Genomic DNA, 16726 nt, shown 5'->3' on the forward strand with positions numbered 1-16726 from the left:
CGATTATCTCTCAGAAGAAGGATCGGTCAACCGATCCTTATCTGATCTACATTGCACTAAAGAGTGAGGCTTGTTTATCAAAGCGGTGAAGCTTAGAAGTAATCGCGAATCAGAACTTCAGCGATTTGTACTGCGTTTGTTGCAGCGCCCTTACGAACGTTATCCGCAACAACCCACATGTTGATGCCGCTGTGATGGCTGATGTCGTTACGAATACGACCCACCATTACATGGTCTTTACCACCAGCGTCACGTACTTGTGTTGGGAATTCCATACCATGGAAAACTTCAACACCTTCTGTGTTCTCTAGTAGTTGAACTACTTGCTCAGCACCGATTGGTGAGCGAGTTTCCACGTGTAGAGATTCTGCGTGTCCGTAGAATACCGGTACACGAACACACGTTGGGTTCACAGTGATTGAAGAGTCGTTAAAGATTTTTTGTGTTTCCCAAACCATCTTCATCTCTTCGCGCGTGTAGCCGTTTTCCGTAAACTCATCAATTTGAGGGATACAGTTGAACGCGATCTGCTGTGGGAATGCTGAGTTTTCAGCTGGCATACCATTCAGAAGCTTAGCGGTTTGACCAGCAAGCTCATCGATACCCGTTTTACCTGCACCAGAAACCGATTGGTAAGTCGACACGTTGATACGCTCTAGGCCTACTTCATCGTGAATTGGCTTAAGCGCAACCAGCATTTGAATCGTTGAACAATTCGGGTTCGCAATGATATTGCGGTTGCGGAACTCAGCAATTGCTTCTGGGTTCACTTCAGGCACAACCAGTGGAACATCGTATTCGTAACGGAACTTAGATGTGTTATCGATAACGACAACACCTTCATCCGCAGCAACTGGAGCCCATTGTTCAGAAAGGTCGCCACCAGCAGAGAAAAATGCGATATGAACTTGAGACCAATCGAAGTCTGCAACGTTCTGCACTTGTATCGTCTTACCATTAAAGCGGTAAGTTTTACCTTCACTACGTTCACTTGCTAGTAAGTGCAGTTCACCGATAGGGAATTTACGCTCTTTAAGTACTTCAAGAATGGTTTCACCAACCGCACCAGTCGCACCTAAAATAGCAATATTAAATTCTTGGCTCATTGTTTCTCTCTTTTATAAAGTTGGCTTTACCATAAAACCGAGTTTAGCTAACGGTGCTAGATTACAAGAATCATCACCTGTTAACTCGACTGCACTGTACTCTCTGCGGTCCCAATACTCTTTACGCATCTTGTCAAAAGAACCTGGCGTAGCGATATTGCGACGGAATAAGGCATCGTCTTTGCGCACATCATAGATCAACTGAGTCAAATTGTGCAGTGTTGCTTCGTCCCAAGCTCTATCTAATTTCATTTGAGGCACAGGCGCTGTCGGCAATAGATCGCTCGCGTAAGCGCGTTGTTCACTGCCTAAGAGCTCGCAATAGCTGTTAAAGATCATCGTCGTACCGCGTGCTTTGCCCTCTAGACCGTAGCCCGCTACGTGAGGTGTTGCAAAAGCGAGTAAAGGAAGCAGCTCCATGTCGACTTCAGGTTCAAACTCAAATACATCAAGGACAGCCGTGAAGCCATCAGCTTTTTGCAAGCGAGCTTTTAGCGCTTGGTTATCCACGACAGGGCCCCGAGCCGCATTTATCAGGATTTGATCAGCACGCAAGTTATTTAGCACTTGCTCATTGATCAAGTGATGCGTTGGGAACTCACCCGTTTTAGTGATTGGCGTATGCAGCGTGATAACGTCAGATTGCTTAAGCAGCGTTTCTAGTTCTGTAAACTCACGAGTGTCACCCTCTTGCTGTTTTAGAGGGTCGTTCAGTAGAACTTTAATACCAATACCTTCAAGGCATTTTGCTAAGTAGCTGCCCACTTGACCACAACCAATAATACCGACTGTTTTATCAAATACAGAGAAGCCTTGTTGCTGCGCAAGAACCATCATTGCACTGAACGCGTATTCAGCCACACCAACCTTGTTACAGCCCGGTGCCGCGGTAAAGAAAATGCCACGCTCTTTCATCAATTCTTGGTCGACGTGATCCATACCTGCCGTCGCGGTACCGACAAACTTCAGTTTATTGGCTTTGCTGATTAATTCTTCGTTCACCTTGGTGACAGAGCGAATCATCAGTGCGTCTACGTCAACCAGATCGTCCGCAGTTAATGTGCGACCAGACTTCATTGTCACTTCACCTAGCTGGCTAAAAAGCGCTTCTGCATAAGGCATGTTTTCGTCGATTAAGATTTTCATTTGGCGAGTACTTTTGTTGGGGTCTATCGACCTAAATGTAGATTGAAATGATTGTGCAAAATTCCACACACGGTGTCGAGTAACAAATGGAATACATTATGAATAAAGGCTTGTTGAGATAAGGATTGATTGCCCTACGCAGCTTTTACTACTCAAGCCTAAAACGAAAAATGCCCGATTGAATTAACAATCGGGCAAACATCCAGAACAAAAGGATCCTATCTCGCTCTCCAGGAGACAGAGTCTGCGTCTGTTCGACCAGTACTGACCAAAGCCACTACTGATCAAGCTCTGGAAACCTTTCCGTTTCTAAACCTATGTTTAGAAAGCTTTGTTCTGTGGGTCATGGTTAATGGGTTACCTGTGCGTATTGAAACGGCACTCGCGTCACCCGTTAACAATTAACCTTTATCTATCTAACTCAAGCCTAATTAAGCTTGGTATTTTTTGATTACTAGCGTTGCGTTTGTACCGCCGAAACCAAAGCTGTTAGACATAACTGTTGTTAGCTCTTGCTCACGAGCTTCAGTTACGATGTCTAGGCCAGCAGCTGCTTCGTCTAGGTTAGAAACGTTAATGCTTGGAGCGATGAAGCCGTTGTCTAGCATTAGCGTTGAGTAAATCGCTTCGTGTACGCCAGCTGCACCTAGAGCGTGACCTGTCATCGCTTTAGTTGCTGAGATTGCTGGGCTGTTGCCACCAAATACTTCTTGGATAGCACCTAGCTCTTTCACGTCACCAACTGGAGTTGAAGTACCGTGAGTGTTCACGTAGTCAACGCCATCAACGTTTTGCATTGCCATCTTCATACAACGAACCGCGCCTTCACCAGAAGGAGCAACCATGTCGTAGCCATCTGAAGTTGCGCCGTAGCCTACGATCTCACCGTAGATTTTCGCGCCACGAGCAACTGCGTGCTCAAGCTCTTCGATTACTAGCATGCCGCCGCCACCAGAGATAACGAAACCATCACGGTCTGCATCGTAAGTACGAGAAGCCAGCTCAGGAGTATCGTTGTACTTAGTAGAAAGTGCGCCCATTGCGTCGAACATCATAGTCAGAGACCAATCAAGCTCTTCACCGCCACCAGCGAATACTACGTCTTGCTTACCGAGTTGGATAAGCTCCATTGCGTGACCAATACAGTGTGCAGATGTTGCACATGCAGAACTCATAGAGTAGTTCACACCACGGATTTTGAAAGGAGTTGCTAGACAAGCAGAAACCGTTGAAGCCATTGTACGTGGAACCATGTATGGACCAACACGCTTAACGCCTTTCTCACGGATGATGTCTACTGCGTTTACTTGGTTAAGAGAAGAAGCACCACCTGAACCCGCAACGATACCTGTGCGGTCATTAGATACTTGCTCTTCTGTTAGGCCAGCGTCTGCAATTGCTTGCTCCATTGAAAGATAAGCGAATGCCGCTGCATCACCCATAAAGCGCATCTTTTTGCGGTCAATATGGTCAGCAGGGTTCATTTTTAGGTTACCCCAAACTTGAGAGCGTAAGCCGTTTTCCTTGAACTGCTCTGAAGCGGTAATACCAGATTTACCCTCTTTCAGTGATGCTAAAACTTCTTCGACGTTGTTACCGATACTTGAAACAATACCCATACCGGTGATTACGACTCGTTTCATGTGACATTCCTATAATTCTAAATTCAGCTAGATGATAACTAAGAAGCCTAACAAAAGTGGTCAGCTTTCCTAGAAATTCGTACAATCCCTACCAACATATCGCTTCAAATCACAAAATGATAGATTTTATGACTTCAATTACTAATGCTGAGCTGGAATGGAATGAGTCTGGCACGCCAGTTTCAGACCAATTTGACGATGTTTACTTCTCCAACGTAAATGGTTTGGAAGAGACTCGTTACGTTTTTTTAAAGCAAAACCACCTTCCAGAGCGTTGGCTTGAACATGATCAGCGCCGTTTTGTGATCGCTGAAACTGGCTTTGGTACAGGCCTCAACTTTCTTGCGGTTTGGCAGTGGTTCGATGCTTTCCTTAAAGATAACCCTCAAGCTATTACCAAAGAGTTACATTTCATCAGTTTTGAGAAATATCCTTTAAACAAAGAGGATCTCATCAAAGCACACCAAGCGTGGCCAGAATTAGCCGAGTATGCGACGCAACTCCAAGAACACTACCCTATCGCCCTGCCTGAATGTCACCGCATTGTATTGGGCGATGGCGCGATCACATTGGATTTATGGTTCGGCGACATCAAAGACTGTATGCCAAGCGTGCCTACGCCAAAGATAGGTTTGGTGGATGCATGGTTCCTAGATGGATTCGCCCCAAGCAAAAACCCAGAGATGTGGAACCAAAACCTATTCAATGGCATGGCAAAGCTGGCCAAGCAAGATTGTAGCTGTGCGACTTTTACCGCGGCCGGTTTCGTGCGTCGTGGGTTAATTGAAGCTGGCTTTGAGATGAAGAAGGTCAAAGGCTTTGGTACTAAGCGCGAAATGATTGCAGGCCGACTTGGCGAAAAACATGCTCATACCAATATCAAACCTTGGTATGGCTTATCAGAGCACAGCGACTCACAAGACATCGCTATCATCGGTGGTGGTGTTGCCAGTGCTGCGTTGGCTAAAACACTGAGCCGCCGCGGTAAGAACATCACGCTTTATTGTGAACACCAGCAAGCTGCAGGTAACGCCTCTGGTAATAACCAAGGTGCGATTTACCCGCTATTGAGTGAAGCGACCTCAAACGTTTCGCGTATATTCGGCCCTGGATTGTTGTTTGCGCGTCAGTTCATCAATCAAGCCGCAACATCGATTGAATTCGACCATAACTGGTGTGGTGTGAACATTTTGATGTGGGATGAAGGTTCCACTAAGAAGCTCAATCGCATGTTGGCAGGTAATTTCCACACCGATTTGATTCAGCGTTTATCGCCAGAGCAAGCAAACGAAAAGATCGGTTTACCCGTTGATAAAGAGAGCGTCTACTTTCCTCTAGGTGGATGGTTAAGCCCACTTCAGCTTACTCAAGGCCTGATTGGTCAATTGGAACAAGTCAATAAAGTAAGTACACACTATCAACATCAAGTGACTCAACTAGAGTGGCTCGAAGCTGAACAACAATGGCTACTAACGATTGAGACACCACAAGGTCAGATTCAAACTAAGCATGACCAAGTAGTGGTTGCGAACGGGCATAAGTTCACTCAATTTGAGCAAACTCAACCTGTACCTCTTACTCCGGTTAAAGGTCAAGTGAGCCACATTCCAACCACGGAAAATCTTAGCAAACTCAAAACCGTGTTGTGCTTTGATGGCTACCTTACGCCACAAAACCCAAACAATGGACACCATTGCATTGGCGCGAACTACGACAAAACCAACATCGACCAAGAGTTTGATGCTGAAGTTCAACAGCACAATGGCGAGCGCCTTCATGGGTCATTGCCAGATCAAGCATGGACAAAAGAAGTCGATACCAGTGGCAACCTAGCGCGCCAAGGTATCCGTAGTGTAAGCCGCGATCATCTTCCGTTTGTCGGTAACGTTGGTAACTTTGAAGCCATTAAAGAGCAGTACCAAAATCTGCATAACTTTAACCCACAGCGTGACTCGGTTGACGATGTTGAAACTGTCACTAGCTTCCCTAACCTATTCTGCTTTATCGGTTTAGGCTCTCGCGGGTTAAGCTCTGCTCCCCTACTTGCAGAGGTTTTAGCATCACAAATTTGTGGCGATCCACTTCCTCTTCCTGCTGATGTACTGGAAGCCATTCACCCAAGCAGAATGTGGGTACGCAGACTACGTAAGGGTAAGGCATTAACAGCGGGATGGGTCGCAGATAAACAAGCGAAAGCCAATCAATAGCTGACGGACTACTCGTTCGTAAATTCAGAGTATTTGTAATGAAAAAGCCCGAGTGACGTTATGTCTCTCGGGCTTTTTGTATCTGATGACTTAAACTTTCAAACGACTTTACTGGGTTTAAGCACTAATAAGAATTAAAGCTTAGCGACGGCTTCTTTAATCTGCTGTGCGATCTCTTCGTTGCTGATAGAACCAGATTCAAAGTCGAAGTTATCGTAGAAGCTTGGTACAGAAACTGATGCCTTTACGTTACCGCCAAAGTAAGGTGCCGAGCTTGCCGCCGCGCCCAGTACTGTTTGTGCCCCACCAGGGCCAGGAGAAGTCGCTAGGTAAACCGCAGGCTTTTCGCCAAAGACTGAACGCTCAATGCGTGTCGCCCAATCAAACAGGTTTTTATACGCTGCAGGGTAATGTCCGTTGTGTTCTGCGAAAGAGATAACAAATGCGTCCGCTTCTGCTAGATCACGCAAAAATGCTTGCGCGCCTTCTGCTTGACCGATCTCTTTTTCAGTGTCTTCACTGAACATAGGAACGTTATAATCAGTGATGTTGAGAACTTTTACGTCAGCACCTTCAATCAAGCTAGCTGCGTAAGTTGCTAGTGTTTTGTTGATAGAGGTAGAGCTTGTGCTTGCGCCGAATGCGATAACTTTCATGATGTAACCCTTTCTGTAATCTCGTTAAGTGGGATTAGAGTAACGTAGTCAGAAAATGGCACCATCACAAGGATTGAACAGACTCATTCAAAAATTTCGAATGAGTCTCAAACTATTCACTGCTCAGCAAAATGGAAAGGAAGAGACTGAGCAGATATCACCAAGAATTAAGCTTGGTTTTGTAGCTCAACCCAAAGGTCATTCACAATGGTGCGATCTGCTGGTGTAAGTTCAGAGCGAGCATCATCTAGGCTCTTCTCAATGCGCGCTTTTACTTCTGCTAAATCTTCAATGCCTTCTTCTTCACATGAAGCCACTGAAAGAGAAATATGACCACGTAAGTAACCACCCGCAAACAGTTCGTCATCTGATGCGTTTTCAATGCGAGCATCAATTACTTCAAGTAGTTTTTCTTCAAATTCGATAATCATAATATTCTCTTATTTCACAATAAACTGGCTAGCACACAGAGGTTCTACATCGTAGAAGTCGCGCAACGCTTCAGAAAGCATTTTGACTCTTGGTGGAAGACCAACTTCTAGGATACCCATGACTTCGTTGTGTACTTTATTCATAAAGGCCAAACGATCTGGCTCAAAATCGCCGTGTAGATTGTCACAGCTAACATTAAAAGGAAAGCCTGCACTGGTTGCAATGATCCATTCATACGCTTGCGGGCGGATTTCTACCTTTTCAAACTCAGCTTGAACCGCTTCTGTTCGACCATCTGGCTCATACCAATAACCAAAATCTTCCAATAAACGACGCTCAGGACCCGCTACACACCAGTGCGCGATCTCGTGCAGTGCAGAGGCATAAAACCCGCAAGCAAACACGATACGATGGTGAGGAACCTGCTCATCGGCTGGTAGATAAATAGGCTCATCTTCACCTAGTTCGAGTTTAGTATTGAAGCTATCGAAAAAGGTTTGGTTGAAAATATTGATAATATCTGGATATTGGTGCGTCATAGAATCAAATTAAAGTAAAAAGAACAGGCGCATTTTGCGTTTTTTTGCGCGCTCGGTAAAGCCCTATTAAGGGTAATGACATTCGCAATATCGTTGTCCTAGAGGTGGACAATCGATTGCAGCATCCAGATTACACCACTTTTAGGTGAATGATTAGTTTAGCTAATCTGAAATGCTCATTCACGGTACAAATATTCATTCGTCAATCACCTGTTTTACTACTACACTCGCGCTTCATTTTTATATCTCCAAGGCCTATAAGACTCCAATTTATAGACCTAAATAATAGAGCTACAGCAATGCTACTAAGTGTTTTGTATATCATTGGCATCACGGCAGAAGCCATGACCGGTGCTCTCAGTGCTGGTAAACAAAAAATGGATTGGTTTGGTGTAATGTTGGTTGCCAGCGCAACGGCGATTGGCGGTGGTACAGTGCGAGACATCTTGCTTGGTCACTACCCGTTAGGTTGGGTTGAGAACCCTGAATTTCTTGCGATTACTTGTGTGGCAGGCGTTGTCACAACAGGCCTAGCTAAGTGGGTTATTAAACTTAAAGGTTTGTTCATTCGCTTAGATGCGCTAGGTCTGATTGTATTCAGTATCATAGGCACTAAAGTGGCGATGAACATGGGCCTTCACCCAATGATCTGTATGGTATCAGCACTGGTTACTGGTGTATTTGGTGGTTTGCTGCGTGATCTTATCTGTCGTCAAACACCGCTGGTGCTGCATGAAGAGCTTTACGCCTCTATCGCACTGATTGCTTCAGGCTTATACCTAGGCTTACTCGAGTTTGGTATTAACGATGTCACTGCAACAATTGTAACGCTTGTGGTCGGCTACTTGCTGCGTATGGCAGCGGTGAGATTCAAGTGGCGCTTGCCTTCGTTCCAGCTTGATCCAGAAAGCTCTGTGCATTAATAGCAAATACCACTAGAAAACAAAAAGGGTTGCTCCAATAGGAAGCAACCCTTTTTTTCATTCACTCAAACGTTAGATTTGAGGAGTCTTCGTCGTTACGCCATGGTTCTGACCACGATGACGCAATAGGTGATCGAGTAGAACAATCGCTAGCATCGCTTCTGCAATTGGCACCGCACGAATACCAACACATGGATCATGACGACCTTTAGTGATTAGCTGCGTCGCCTCACCATCTTTAGTGATAGTGTCACCCGGTACCGTAATGCTTGATGTTGGCTTAAGCGCAATGCTTGCCACAATATCTTGGCCAGTAGAGATACCACCTAAAATACCGCCAGCATGGTTGCTAGTGAAGCCTTCTGGCGTTAATGGATCACGGTGTTCGCTACCGCGTTGATTAACCACATCAAAGCCATCACCAATCTCAACACCTTTCACAGCATTAATGCTCATTAGCGCGTGCGCGATATCAGCATCTAAGCGATCAAAGATCGGCTCACCAAGGCCTACAGGCACTTTAGTCGCGACCACTTGAATCTTCGCACCGATCGAGTTGCCTTCTTTTAGTAGGTCACGAATCAGTTGGTCAAACTCAGGTACTTTATCTGCATCTGGGCAGAAGAAAGCGTTGTTTTCAATCTCGTTCCAATCAACTTTATCAATTGAGATATCGCCCATTTGAGAAAGGTAAGCTTGGATTTCAACACCAAATTCTTGCTTTAGGTATTTCTTTGCAATCGCACCAGCCGCAACACGCATTGCTGTTTCACGAGCTGAAGAACGACCACCACCACGGTAATCACGCACACCGTACTTTTGATGGTACGTGTAATCAGCGTGGCCTGGGCGGAATTTGTCTTTAATTTCGGAATAGTCTTTAGAGCGTTGGTCTGTATTTTCAATCAATAGACCAATAGAAGTACCCGTAGTTTGGCCTTCAAATACACCTGATAAAATCTTTACTTCATCCGCTTCACGGCGAGCCGTTGTATAACGAGAAGTACCAGGGCGACGACGATCCAAATCTTTTTGAAGGTCTGCTTCGGTAATTTCTAATCCTGGTGGGCACCCATCTACGATACATCCTAGTGCGATACCGTGACTTTCTCCGAACGTGGTCACGCGGAAATGTTGTCCGATACTGTTTCCTGCCATTACTTCCTCTAAATCAGCCATCAGCAGAAGGTTTGATTCCTAAACCCACTGGTGAACAGCTTTACTTGTCTATTCTTCGTGAATTCATAGTGGCTTTATTACTAAATGATGTAAACCCCAAAAAAGGAACAATTTTAACTTTCTATTAGTAAGTTCCACGACGTCTTGAGATCTTAGCGACCAATGCAAAGAAAATAAAAAAGTTCCAACTCAATTTCATCGACCTTAAAATGTCTCTTTATTGATATTTTTTGTCTTAATTACAATAAAAAACCAGGAGTTTTAGCCATATAATTAGACCCATAATAGACAGGGTAAATGATTAACTACATCTAACAGGACAATTGTCAATGAAACATCAAAATATAAGAAACATTGCCATTGTTGCACATGTAGACCATGGAAAAACATCGATAGTTGATACGCTCTTACGTCAAACAAATTCATTATCTCGACAAGATGAAGGTAAGCACTTATTACTCGATTCAAATGACCAAGAACAAGAACGAGGCATTACCATTTTATCAAAGGTAACTGCCGTTGATTGGAAAGATCATCGTATCAATATAATCGATACACCCGGGCATTCAGACTTTAGTGGTGAAGTCGAGCGAGTCATCGATATGGCTGACGCAGCATTAGTTGTTGTTGATGCAGTCGAAGGGCCGATGCCTCAAACTCGTTTCGTGGCTGAAAAGGCAATCAAAAAAGGGCTAAAAATTTTAGTTGCCATTAATAAAATTGACCGCAGAGAGTCTAACGTATCAAGGTGTTTGGATAAATTATATGACCTACTCATTCAACTAGGTGCAACGTTGGAACAATTAGACTTCCCTATTGTATGTTGTAGCGCTCGCTTAAACTATGCCTATAAATATTTATCTAAACCGATAAAAACAGAAGGTATGGCCCCCTTATTAGACCTAATAATAAATAATGTTGAGGCTCCAAAAATTTTAGAAAGCTCAGAACCTTTAATGCAAATCCACCAACTTGATTATTCACCATATATCGGACTAATTGGCATTGGTCGTGTATTGGCAGGCGGATTTACAAAAGGTCAGAAAGTTATTATTACAAGTCAGGGGAAACCGGAAAGAAGTGCGACAGTAAAAGAAGTCTTTCGCTCTCATGGGCTTAATAGAGTTGCAATCCCAGAAGGAGATGTTGGAGATATTATTGCTATATCTGGTATTGATAACATATGTATTTCAGACATTATAACGACTAAAAATAACAAATTAAAACTAGGACAACTACAAATCGATAAACCAATGGTGTGTATCCAATTTAGCGTTAATGACTCTCCATTCGCAGGACAAGAAGGAAAAGTACTTCAGTCAAAAGCTCTTACAGAAAGGTTAAGGCTTGAAGCAACACATGATGTTGCTTTGAAAATAAAACCATCCAATGATGCTGGGTGTATCGACGTTTCCGGAAGAGGTGAATTACACCTTGGTGTTTTAATTGAAAAGCTGAGGAGAGAGGGCTCAGAATTTTGTATTTCAAGACCTAAAGTAATAAATAATGAAATGAATAAAAATCACCACGAACCATATAATAAGTGTTTTATCACCTGCTATAACAAAAATATCAGTGACATAATCTATGAGTTAACGAACAGAGAAGCCACTCTTATATCAAGTGAAACAGCAGGCGATGATCAAAGTAACTTAGTTTTTAGAGGGTCATTAAGAGGAATGCTTGGGTTGAGACATTGCCTGAATAACCTCTCAGGGGGTACTGCATCATTTCATTTTGAAGAGGACGGATTCGGCAATAAGAGTAGCGAGAACGTTGGGCAGAGGATCGGAAGCGTAATGGTTTCAAATGGAACAGGTAAGGCATTAAACCATGCGTTAGCTCACCTGCAGGATCGAGGTAGAATGATGATTACGCACGGTGAACAGGTATATAAAGGACAAATAATCGGTGCAGCCATAACACCATCAGACCTTTATGTTAATTGCAGACAGGGCAAACAACTAGCCAGAGTTTGGAGAACCACTGCAGATAAAAACTATGCGATGAAAGCCACTTTCGCAATGAGCTTAGAACAAGCAATGACTTGGATTAATGATGACGAATTAATCGAAGTCACACCTCTTAATATTAGACTAGCAAAACGCAATTAAACAATATGTAAGGATAGTTTTATGATGAGTTTTATTTTCTTATTACTATTAATATCGGTAATCAGTATATTTACACGTAAAAAGCAATTAGGTTATGTAATATTTACCATATCATTAATTATAAGTTTATATTGGTTTAACCACCATGCAACAGATACCCTATCTATTTTATTATAAGGGGCAATTCAATGAATAATAAAAAAATAACCATATTCAATACACTTGGTCTTCTCGGTATTACCGTCGTTTTACTCATGGGATCAATCTTACAAGTATCTTTGAATGAATTACCTTGCCCACTTTGCTTGTTGCAACGTTTAGGTTTTGTAATGGTAATGTTTGGCTTTATGTTGAACGTAGTTTACGGTACTGAGCAACGACATTATGGCATTATTTTAATTGGTGCACTATTTGGTGCTGCTACGTCCCTTCGCCAAATATCATTACATGTTATCCCTGGTACACCTGGTTATGGTAGCGCAATATTTGGCATGCATTATTATACTTGGGCTTTTGTTATTTTCGGTATGACAATTTCCGGAGTAGCACTCTTACTTATGCTCTGGAATAATGATTGTAAAACAAAAGAACATCAAATGACCACATTTGGAAAAGGCATATGCATTATTGCAATTATTACAGTGCTGATAAATGTTATTTCAACTTTTTTAGAGTGTGGTCCATATGAATGCCCAGCAGACCCTATCAGTTATTGGTTTTCCGATCTCTTTAAATAACTGACTATTTTAAAACCGTCAGGTCAAGATAGCAAAATAAAGGCCCAATTGTTGATACAGTTGTGCCTTTTTGGAATTAAAATAATAATCAATTAACAAAGGTTAATGAACTCGGTTGAAATTGCCTCTATGTTTTAGCCCCAAATAATAAGGAGAAAGGTAATGATCGAGTGGAGAGTGAAAAAATTTGCAGAGCTATCGGTTGATGAGCTCTATGATTTCTTACGAGAAAGAGTCGATATTTTTATCGTAGACATGAAAACACCCTACAGCGACTTGGATGGTAAAGATAACCATCCCGAGACCTATCACGTCATGGGCTATGATAACGAACGTCTCGTGGCTTACAGTCGTATTATGGCTCCCAAACTTGGATACCCTTGTGATGTGCTCCCATTGATCAACGCGGATGCCGATGATGTATGTATCGGTCGTGTCATCGTCGCAAAAGAGTACAGAGGTAAGCAGGTAGGTAACCAACTCATGCAAGTAAGCTTCGATACGACTCGAAAAATTTACCCGGAAAGCTCTATTTTCATTTCAGCGCAAGCACACCTGAAAGACTACTATGGTAAATTCGGTTTCGATGTGGTGACGGACAGTTATTTAGAAGATGGATGTACTATGTTGGGCCTTAGATATATTCCAGAGGTCGTGATGGTTTAACAAAAGCAGAAAGTTTAACTCACCCTAAAATGCAAAAAACCCGACAACTCAGAGAGCTATCGGGTTTCTTTTAATAATGGCACGCCCTGTAGGATTCGAACCTACGACCACATCCTTAGAAGAGATGGGATGCCGAAATCAACATGAAACACAAAGAATCAAAATAAAACAATAAAACATTGAAAATCAAGAAATTATAACATAAAAACATAAATATAAGTTTTATTATGTTTCACCAAGTTTCAAAGATATCACTCGTTACTTGACCATATACTTGACCACGGATCTAGGCAAGTGCTATTTTAAATCAACGAAGCTTGGAGAAAAACTTATGCTCACTGTTACACAAATTAACAGCCTAACGCCTAAAAAAGTTCATTCTACGCTTGGGATAAAACAGGCGAGCGCGGAAAAGGACGATTAGGTGTTCAAGTAACGCCTGCCGGTTCAAAATCTTTTAAGTTTCGTTACTTCCAAAGTTCAAAAGCAATTTTGATTCCGATAGGCCGCTTACCAGGAGTTACGCTGGCCAAGGCAAGGAAAATCGCTGAATCGTACAGCGAATTACTGTCTCAAGGTATAGACCCGTTAGAATACCTTCAGGAAAAAGAAGCAGAGCAAGAATATCTCGAACAAGAGTCACTCAGGGCTGGTTCGTTTGAGCAGCTGATAGACCTCTATACATTAGACAAATGTAAGCGCGGAAAAAGAAATTACGAAGAAGATAAACAAAAAATCATCTGCAACATCTACCCTTACCTTGATAAAACACGCAAAGCAAAAAGCTTCGAACCAAGTGATTTTATGCAAGCTCTCAGTATCCCTATCCAAGAAGGTTACGCTCCAAAAAGTAATAAGCTTCGTTCTTACTTACATGCCGCCTTTGAGTTTGGACTTAAAAACGATAATGACCCAGCAAGTAATAACTCTAAAGTGAAGTTTGGGTTGAAATACAACCCTATTTCAGCCATTCCTAAGCAAACATACGCCGAAAAGGCAGGAGACCGTTTCTTAAACATTGATGAATTAGTACAACTCATCCATGACATGAGTTATCGTTATCACGACCTTAAGTTAGCAACATCAACGCGACGCTTTATCAAGCTTTGTTTCTATTTAGGAGGCCAGCGCCCCTATGAGATCGCCAATACTAAATGGAGCGATATTAACTTCCGCGATAAAACACTCACGATTCGCGCTGAAATTTTCAAAACCAACCACGCACATGTAGTACCTCTCACTCATACCGCAGTGGAGATCCTCAAGGAGTGCCTCAAAGATAACGAATTTAATAGTCCATTTGTGTTCCATAAAAAGACCAAGCCAACTGAACCAATGCCAAGCAACACTCTTGCTCAAGCACTGCTGTCCTACAAACGGAATACAGAAATTGATAACTTTATTGCGAGAGACTTTAGACGAACATTTAAAACGCTTGGCGGTCAATTCAAAATCAGTAAAGAAGTCCGTGATAGAATTCAGGGACATGCTATCAGTGATGTCTCAGGCAAACACTATGATAGGTATGAGTACCTGGACGAGAAAAGAGACGGACTAGAGCTATGGGAGGCAGTTCTAAATGAACGATTAATTGAGCGCTCAAAGTTTGGAGACATTTCGTAGATCACTCATTGAAACTATGGCCTATTCAAGACGCTCAACTTCAAAAAGTTCGTCAATTTGAACATCCAGATACAAACACAACTTACCAATGACATCTAGCTCTACCCTCTCCGCTTCATCGTAATACAAGCGTGTGATGGTGCCTCGATTAATCCCAGTATCCCTCGAAACAATTGAAATCTTTAACCGCTTTTCGCCCATAATCCTAGACAAATGACACTTTACTACGCTTTTTAAAAGCAAAATATAACCTCCTATAAGTCATAATAAGTTGCAAAGAAGTAACCATGTACTAATCTTAATCTATAGGAGATTAAAAACGCGCTCCTAAAGACCAATATGTATGACTAAAGAGTGTAATTTGTACAACTCTAGTTCGCTGTGACTCTGGTCTCATCTGTGGGAAGACCCCACGAAAGTTTCAAAGAATATGGAGTTGAAAATGAACATCACCCCTATAGAGATTCAAACTGCAGGAATATGCTTAGAGATTGCAGCTTTTGAGGAATTCCATCACTTAACCAGCGATGAAGTAAGAAGCTACCAGTCTTCAATACAAGATAAAATATGGGAACATGATTTCCATATAAATTGCCACCTAACTGAAAGTTATGTAGATCATTTATCCCAGCGAGCAATAGAAGTACTACTTAAGTGTCGACAAGGAGCTCAGCTCCATGATGCAAGTTGGATTATAAGGCAAATATCATCTTCAGAAAAACAAACCTATCTGCATTAAATTACATAAAAGTCCACCAGCATAGCTGGTGGACTTTTAATGTTAACTCTGGAAGAGCGAAATCAAGAACCTACGACTTGGTAAGCTACGTACACTACCTCTATTAGCCCTACCACCTGAATCTTGTGACAAAACGAAACTGAAAACAAGACACCTATTTCACGTTATAGAAACCGCAGTAGTTACCTCGAGGGCTATATTCTCAGGACACAATAACGCTGTTCCAATGTATTAAACTGCTCAAGTGTGAAGCATATAGCAAAAGAATTTAAGCGTTTTCCTTTCAGGGTTTCCAAGGGGAACGTAGCGGTAGAACAACTTATATCAGCCTCACCCGAAACAACACGTGACCGTCGCGCCTTTAGAGCGTTCATCTTGTTTGAGGACGTGTCTGCCAGCCAAGGTGTCAATTACAAGTCCTAGAGGGAGAACGTTTACCTTTGCCAAGCGAACGATCACATCCCAAATCAGACACAGCATCTGCTCAGATTTGAAAATAATCTTTGGACAAAAGCGAGTTACGCACTTTGCTCTATTTTGGCTGGTAAGTATTATGAAAAGTAGGGATAACGCCGCCAACAGCGGCCGAGCGTGGCGAGGTACAGCGCACAGAGTGCGCGATGCTGCTTGGGCTTGTTCATTGCTGCATGTAGCCTTTAAATTCTTGCAGGCTATTTGCAATCTTAATGGCCGATTCTGGTGCTATACCAATGCTTGGAATGTAAAACACCTCTTCTGCATCATTCACAACCAAAAGCTCACCGCCACCATTGCCGCCGAATGTTAAAAAGCCAGGAGCGTACTCGGCGATCTGATAGTCGCGATTGAATTCTTCCAGTTCTTCAGGCTGCCACAAGACATACCATTCTGGCTCTACTGATAGTTCACCTTCTAGGTAGCCTTCCTCTAACCAAGATCTCAGAACTTGTTTGATAGCTTCGATATCCATGATTGCCATTTGATGCCGCCAGCAGAGGCGCAGCTATGCTGCTGACTGGCCTTGTTAGCAATTGTTT

At 42.7% G+C, this 16726-nt stretch carries 17 protein-coding genes and 1 pseudogene; 9 read left to right on the top strand and 9 right to left on the bottom strand.

Annotation, left to right across the window (positions count from 1 at the left end):
- Positions 1-92: 92 nt before the first annotated feature.
- The 3 genes from JC606_RS21115 to fabB form a co-directional block, all read right to left on the bottom strand.
- Positions 93-1106, bottom strand: coding sequence for an aspartate-semialdehyde dehydrogenase (locus JC606_RS21115; RefSeq protein WP_004737979.1), 1014 nt, complete (start codon positions 1104-1106; stop codon positions 93-95).
- 12 nt (positions 1107-1118) lie between these two features.
- A complete protein-coding gene (locus tag JC606_RS21120) occupies positions 1119-2252 on the bottom strand; it encodes a 4-phosphoerythronate dehydrogenase (protein WP_198779370.1) in 1134 nt (377 codons plus the stop codon).
- Positions 2253-2683: 431 nt separating this feature from the next.
- Entirely contained in the window at positions 2684-3895 is a 1212-nt protein-coding gene (fabB, locus tag JC606_RS21125; RefSeq protein WP_004737973.1) for a beta-ketoacyl-ACP synthase I, read from the bottom strand.
- Positions 3896-3951: 56 nt separating this feature from the next.
- Between fabB and mnmC the strand changes: the two genes are divergently transcribed.
- The gene (gene mnmC / locus JC606_RS21130) at positions 3952-6102 is read left to right on the top strand and encodes a bifunctional tRNA (5-methylaminomethyl-2-thiouridine)(34)-methyltransferase MnmD/FAD-dependent 5-carboxymethylaminomethyl-2-thiouridine(34) oxidoreductase MnmC (RefSeq protein ID WP_198779371.1); all 2151 of its coding nucleotides are present in this window, start codon (positions 3952-3954) and stop codon (positions 6100-6102) included.
- A 134-nt stretch (positions 6103-6236) separates the two neighbouring features.
- Here mnmC and JC606_RS21135 read toward each other — a convergent pair whose 3' ends face one another.
- The 3 genes from JC606_RS21135 to JC606_RS21145 all read right to left on the bottom strand — a co-directional run bounded on the left by JC606_RS21135 (position 6237) and on the right by JC606_RS21145 (position 7729).
- Positions 6237-6758, bottom strand: a complete 522-nt coding sequence (locus JC606_RS21135; protein WP_137407828.1) for an NADPH-dependent FMN reductase — start codon at positions 6756-6758, stop codon at positions 6237-6239.
- Between the two features lie 167 nt (positions 6759-6925).
- Positions 6926-7189 carry a YfcL family protein gene (locus JC606_RS21140; protein ID WP_004737967.1) on the bottom strand — a complete coding sequence of 88 codons (264 nt, stop codon included), beginning with the start codon at positions 7187-7189 and terminating at the stop codon, positions 6926-6928.
- A 9-nt stretch (positions 7190-7198) separates the two neighbouring features.
- Complete coding sequence (locus JC606_RS21145) at positions 7199-7729, bottom strand: elongation factor P hydroxylase (RefSeq protein WP_137407827.1); 531 nt, start codon at positions 7727-7729, stop codon at positions 7199-7201.
- A 299-nt stretch (positions 7730-8028) separates the two neighbouring features.
- Between JC606_RS21145 and JC606_RS21150 the strand changes: the two genes are divergently transcribed.
- The gene (locus JC606_RS21150) at positions 8029-8652 is read left to right on the top strand and encodes a trimeric intracellular cation channel family protein (RefSeq protein WP_061033724.1); all 624 of its coding nucleotides are present in this window, start codon (positions 8029-8031) and stop codon (positions 8650-8652) included.
- A 72-nt stretch (positions 8653-8724) separates the two neighbouring features.
- Here JC606_RS21150 and aroC read toward each other — a convergent pair whose 3' ends face one another.
- Positions 8725-9810, bottom strand: a complete 1086-nt coding sequence (gene aroC / locus JC606_RS21155) for a chorismate synthase (protein ID WP_137407826.1) — start codon at positions 9808-9810, stop codon at positions 8725-8727.
- A 350-nt stretch (positions 9811-10160) separates the two neighbouring features.
- On the opposite strand from aroC, the gene JC606_RS21160 reads away from it, so the two are divergent.
- From JC606_RS21160 to JC606_RS23470, 6 genes and pseudogenes are all read left to right on the top strand, one after another.
- Positions 10161-11945, top strand: coding sequence for a GTP-binding protein (locus tag JC606_RS21160; RefSeq protein WP_137407825.1), 1785 nt, complete (start codon positions 10161-10163; stop codon positions 11943-11945).
- 21 nt (positions 11946-11966) lie between these two features.
- Positions 11967-12122: a DUF5993 family protein gene (locus tag JC606_RS23460; protein WP_233090551.1), complete on the top strand. Its 156-nt coding sequence runs from the start codon at positions 11967-11969 to the stop codon at positions 12120-12122.
- A gap of 11 nt (positions 12123-12133) precedes the next feature.
- The gene (locus JC606_RS21165; RefSeq protein WP_198779372.1) at positions 12134-12682 is read left to right on the top strand and encodes a disulfide bond formation protein B; all 549 of its coding nucleotides are present in this window, start codon (positions 12134-12136) and stop codon (positions 12680-12682) included.
- 162 nt (positions 12683-12844) lie between these two features.
- Complete coding sequence (locus tag JC606_RS21170; RefSeq protein WP_137407823.1) at positions 12845-13348, top strand: GNAT family N-acetyltransferase; 504 nt, start codon at positions 12845-12847, stop codon at positions 13346-13348.
- A gap of 471 nt (positions 13349-13819) precedes the next feature.
- Positions 13820-13894 (top strand): annotated as a pseudogene (locus JC606_RS23465) (hypothetical protein); the annotation flags it as partial.
- A 201-nt stretch (positions 13895-14095) separates the two neighbouring features.
- Positions 14096-14971 (top strand): site-specific integrase, encoded by an 876-nt coding sequence (locus JC606_RS23470; RefSeq protein WP_443083687.1) that lies wholly within the window; start codon positions 14096-14098, stop codon positions 14969-14971.
- Between the two features lie 21 nt (positions 14972-14992).
- On the opposite strand, the gene JC606_RS21180 is transcribed toward JC606_RS23470, so the two are convergent.
- Complete coding sequence (locus tag JC606_RS21180; protein ID WP_017632541.1) at positions 14993-15214, bottom strand: helix-turn-helix domain-containing protein; 222 nt, start codon at positions 15212-15214, stop codon at positions 14993-14995.
- A gap of 199 nt (positions 15215-15413) precedes the next feature.
- Here JC606_RS21180 and JC606_RS21185 point away from each other — a divergent pair, with 199 nt between their 5' ends.
- A complete protein-coding gene (locus JC606_RS21185; RefSeq protein WP_137407821.1) occupies positions 15414-15710 on the top strand; it encodes a hypothetical protein in 297 nt (98 codons plus the stop codon).
- Between the two features lie 637 nt (positions 15711-16347).
- On the opposite strand, the gene JC606_RS21190 is transcribed toward JC606_RS21185, so the two are convergent.
- Complete coding sequence (locus tag JC606_RS21190) at positions 16348-16659, bottom strand: hypothetical protein (protein ID WP_233090553.1); 312 nt, start codon at positions 16657-16659, stop codon at positions 16348-16350.
- Positions 16660-16726 lie beyond the last annotated feature (67 nt).

The organism is Vibrio sp. IB15 (assembly GCF_016406055.1).
GTDB classification, from domain to species: domain Bacteria; phylum Pseudomonadota; class Gammaproteobacteria; order Enterobacterales; family Vibrionaceae; genus Vibrio; species Vibrio chagasii.

What these genes read in the sequence shown, in the direction of transcription:
- JC606_RS21135 (WP_137407828.1), bottom strand. Translation starts at nt 6,758, where the DNA reads ATGAAAGTTATCGCATTCGGCGCAAGCACAAGCTCTACCTCTATCAAC.
- JC606_RS21170 (WP_137407823.1), top strand. Translation starts at nt 12,845, where the DNA reads ATGATCGAGTGGAGAGTGAAAAAATTTGCAGAGCTATCGGTTGATGAG.
- JC606_RS21165 (WP_198779372.1), top strand. Translation starts at nt 12,134, where the DNA reads ATGAATAATAAAAAAATAACCATATTCAATACACTTGGTCTTCTCGGT.
- JC606_RS21120 (WP_198779370.1), bottom strand. Translation starts at nt 2,252, where the DNA reads ATGAAAATCTTAATCGACGAAAACATGCCTTATGCAGAAGCGCTTTTT.
- aroC (WP_137407826.1), bottom strand. Translation starts at nt 9,810, where the DNA reads ATGGCAGGAAACAGTATCGGACAACATTTCCGCGTGACCACGTTCGGA.
- JC606_RS21150 (WP_061033724.1), top strand. Translation starts at nt 8,029, where the DNA reads ATGCTACTAAGTGTTTTGTATATCATTGGCATCACGGCAGAAGCCATG.
- JC606_RS21190 (WP_233090553.1), bottom strand. Translation starts at nt 16,659, where the DNA reads ATGGATATCGAAGCTATCAAACAAGTTCTGAGATCTTGGTTAGAGGAA.
- JC606_RS21160 (WP_137407825.1), top strand. Translation starts at nt 10,161, where the DNA reads ATGAAACATCAAAATATAAGAAACATTGCCATTGTTGCACATGTAGAC.
- JC606_RS21185 (WP_137407821.1), top strand. Translation starts at nt 15,414, where the DNA reads ATGAACATCACCCCTATAGAGATTCAAACTGCAGGAATATGCTTAGAG.
- JC606_RS23460 (WP_233090551.1), top strand. Translation starts at nt 11,967, where the DNA reads ATGATGAGTTTTATTTTCTTATTACTATTAATATCGGTAATCAGTATA.
- JC606_RS21145 (WP_137407827.1), bottom strand. Translation starts at nt 7,729, where the DNA reads ATGACGCACCAATATCCAGATATTATCAATATTTTCAACCAAACCTTT.
- JC606_RS21115 (WP_004737979.1), bottom strand. Translation starts at nt 1,106, where the DNA reads ATGAGCCAAGAATTTAATATTGCTATTTTAGGTGCGACTGGTGCGGTT.
- fabB (WP_004737973.1), bottom strand. Translation starts at nt 3,895, where the DNA reads ATGAAACGAGTCGTAATCACCGGTATGGGTATTGTTTCAAGTATCGGT.
- JC606_RS21140 (WP_004737967.1), bottom strand. Translation starts at nt 7,189, where the DNA reads ATGATTATCGAATTTGAAGAAAAACTACTTGAAGTAATTGATGCTCGC.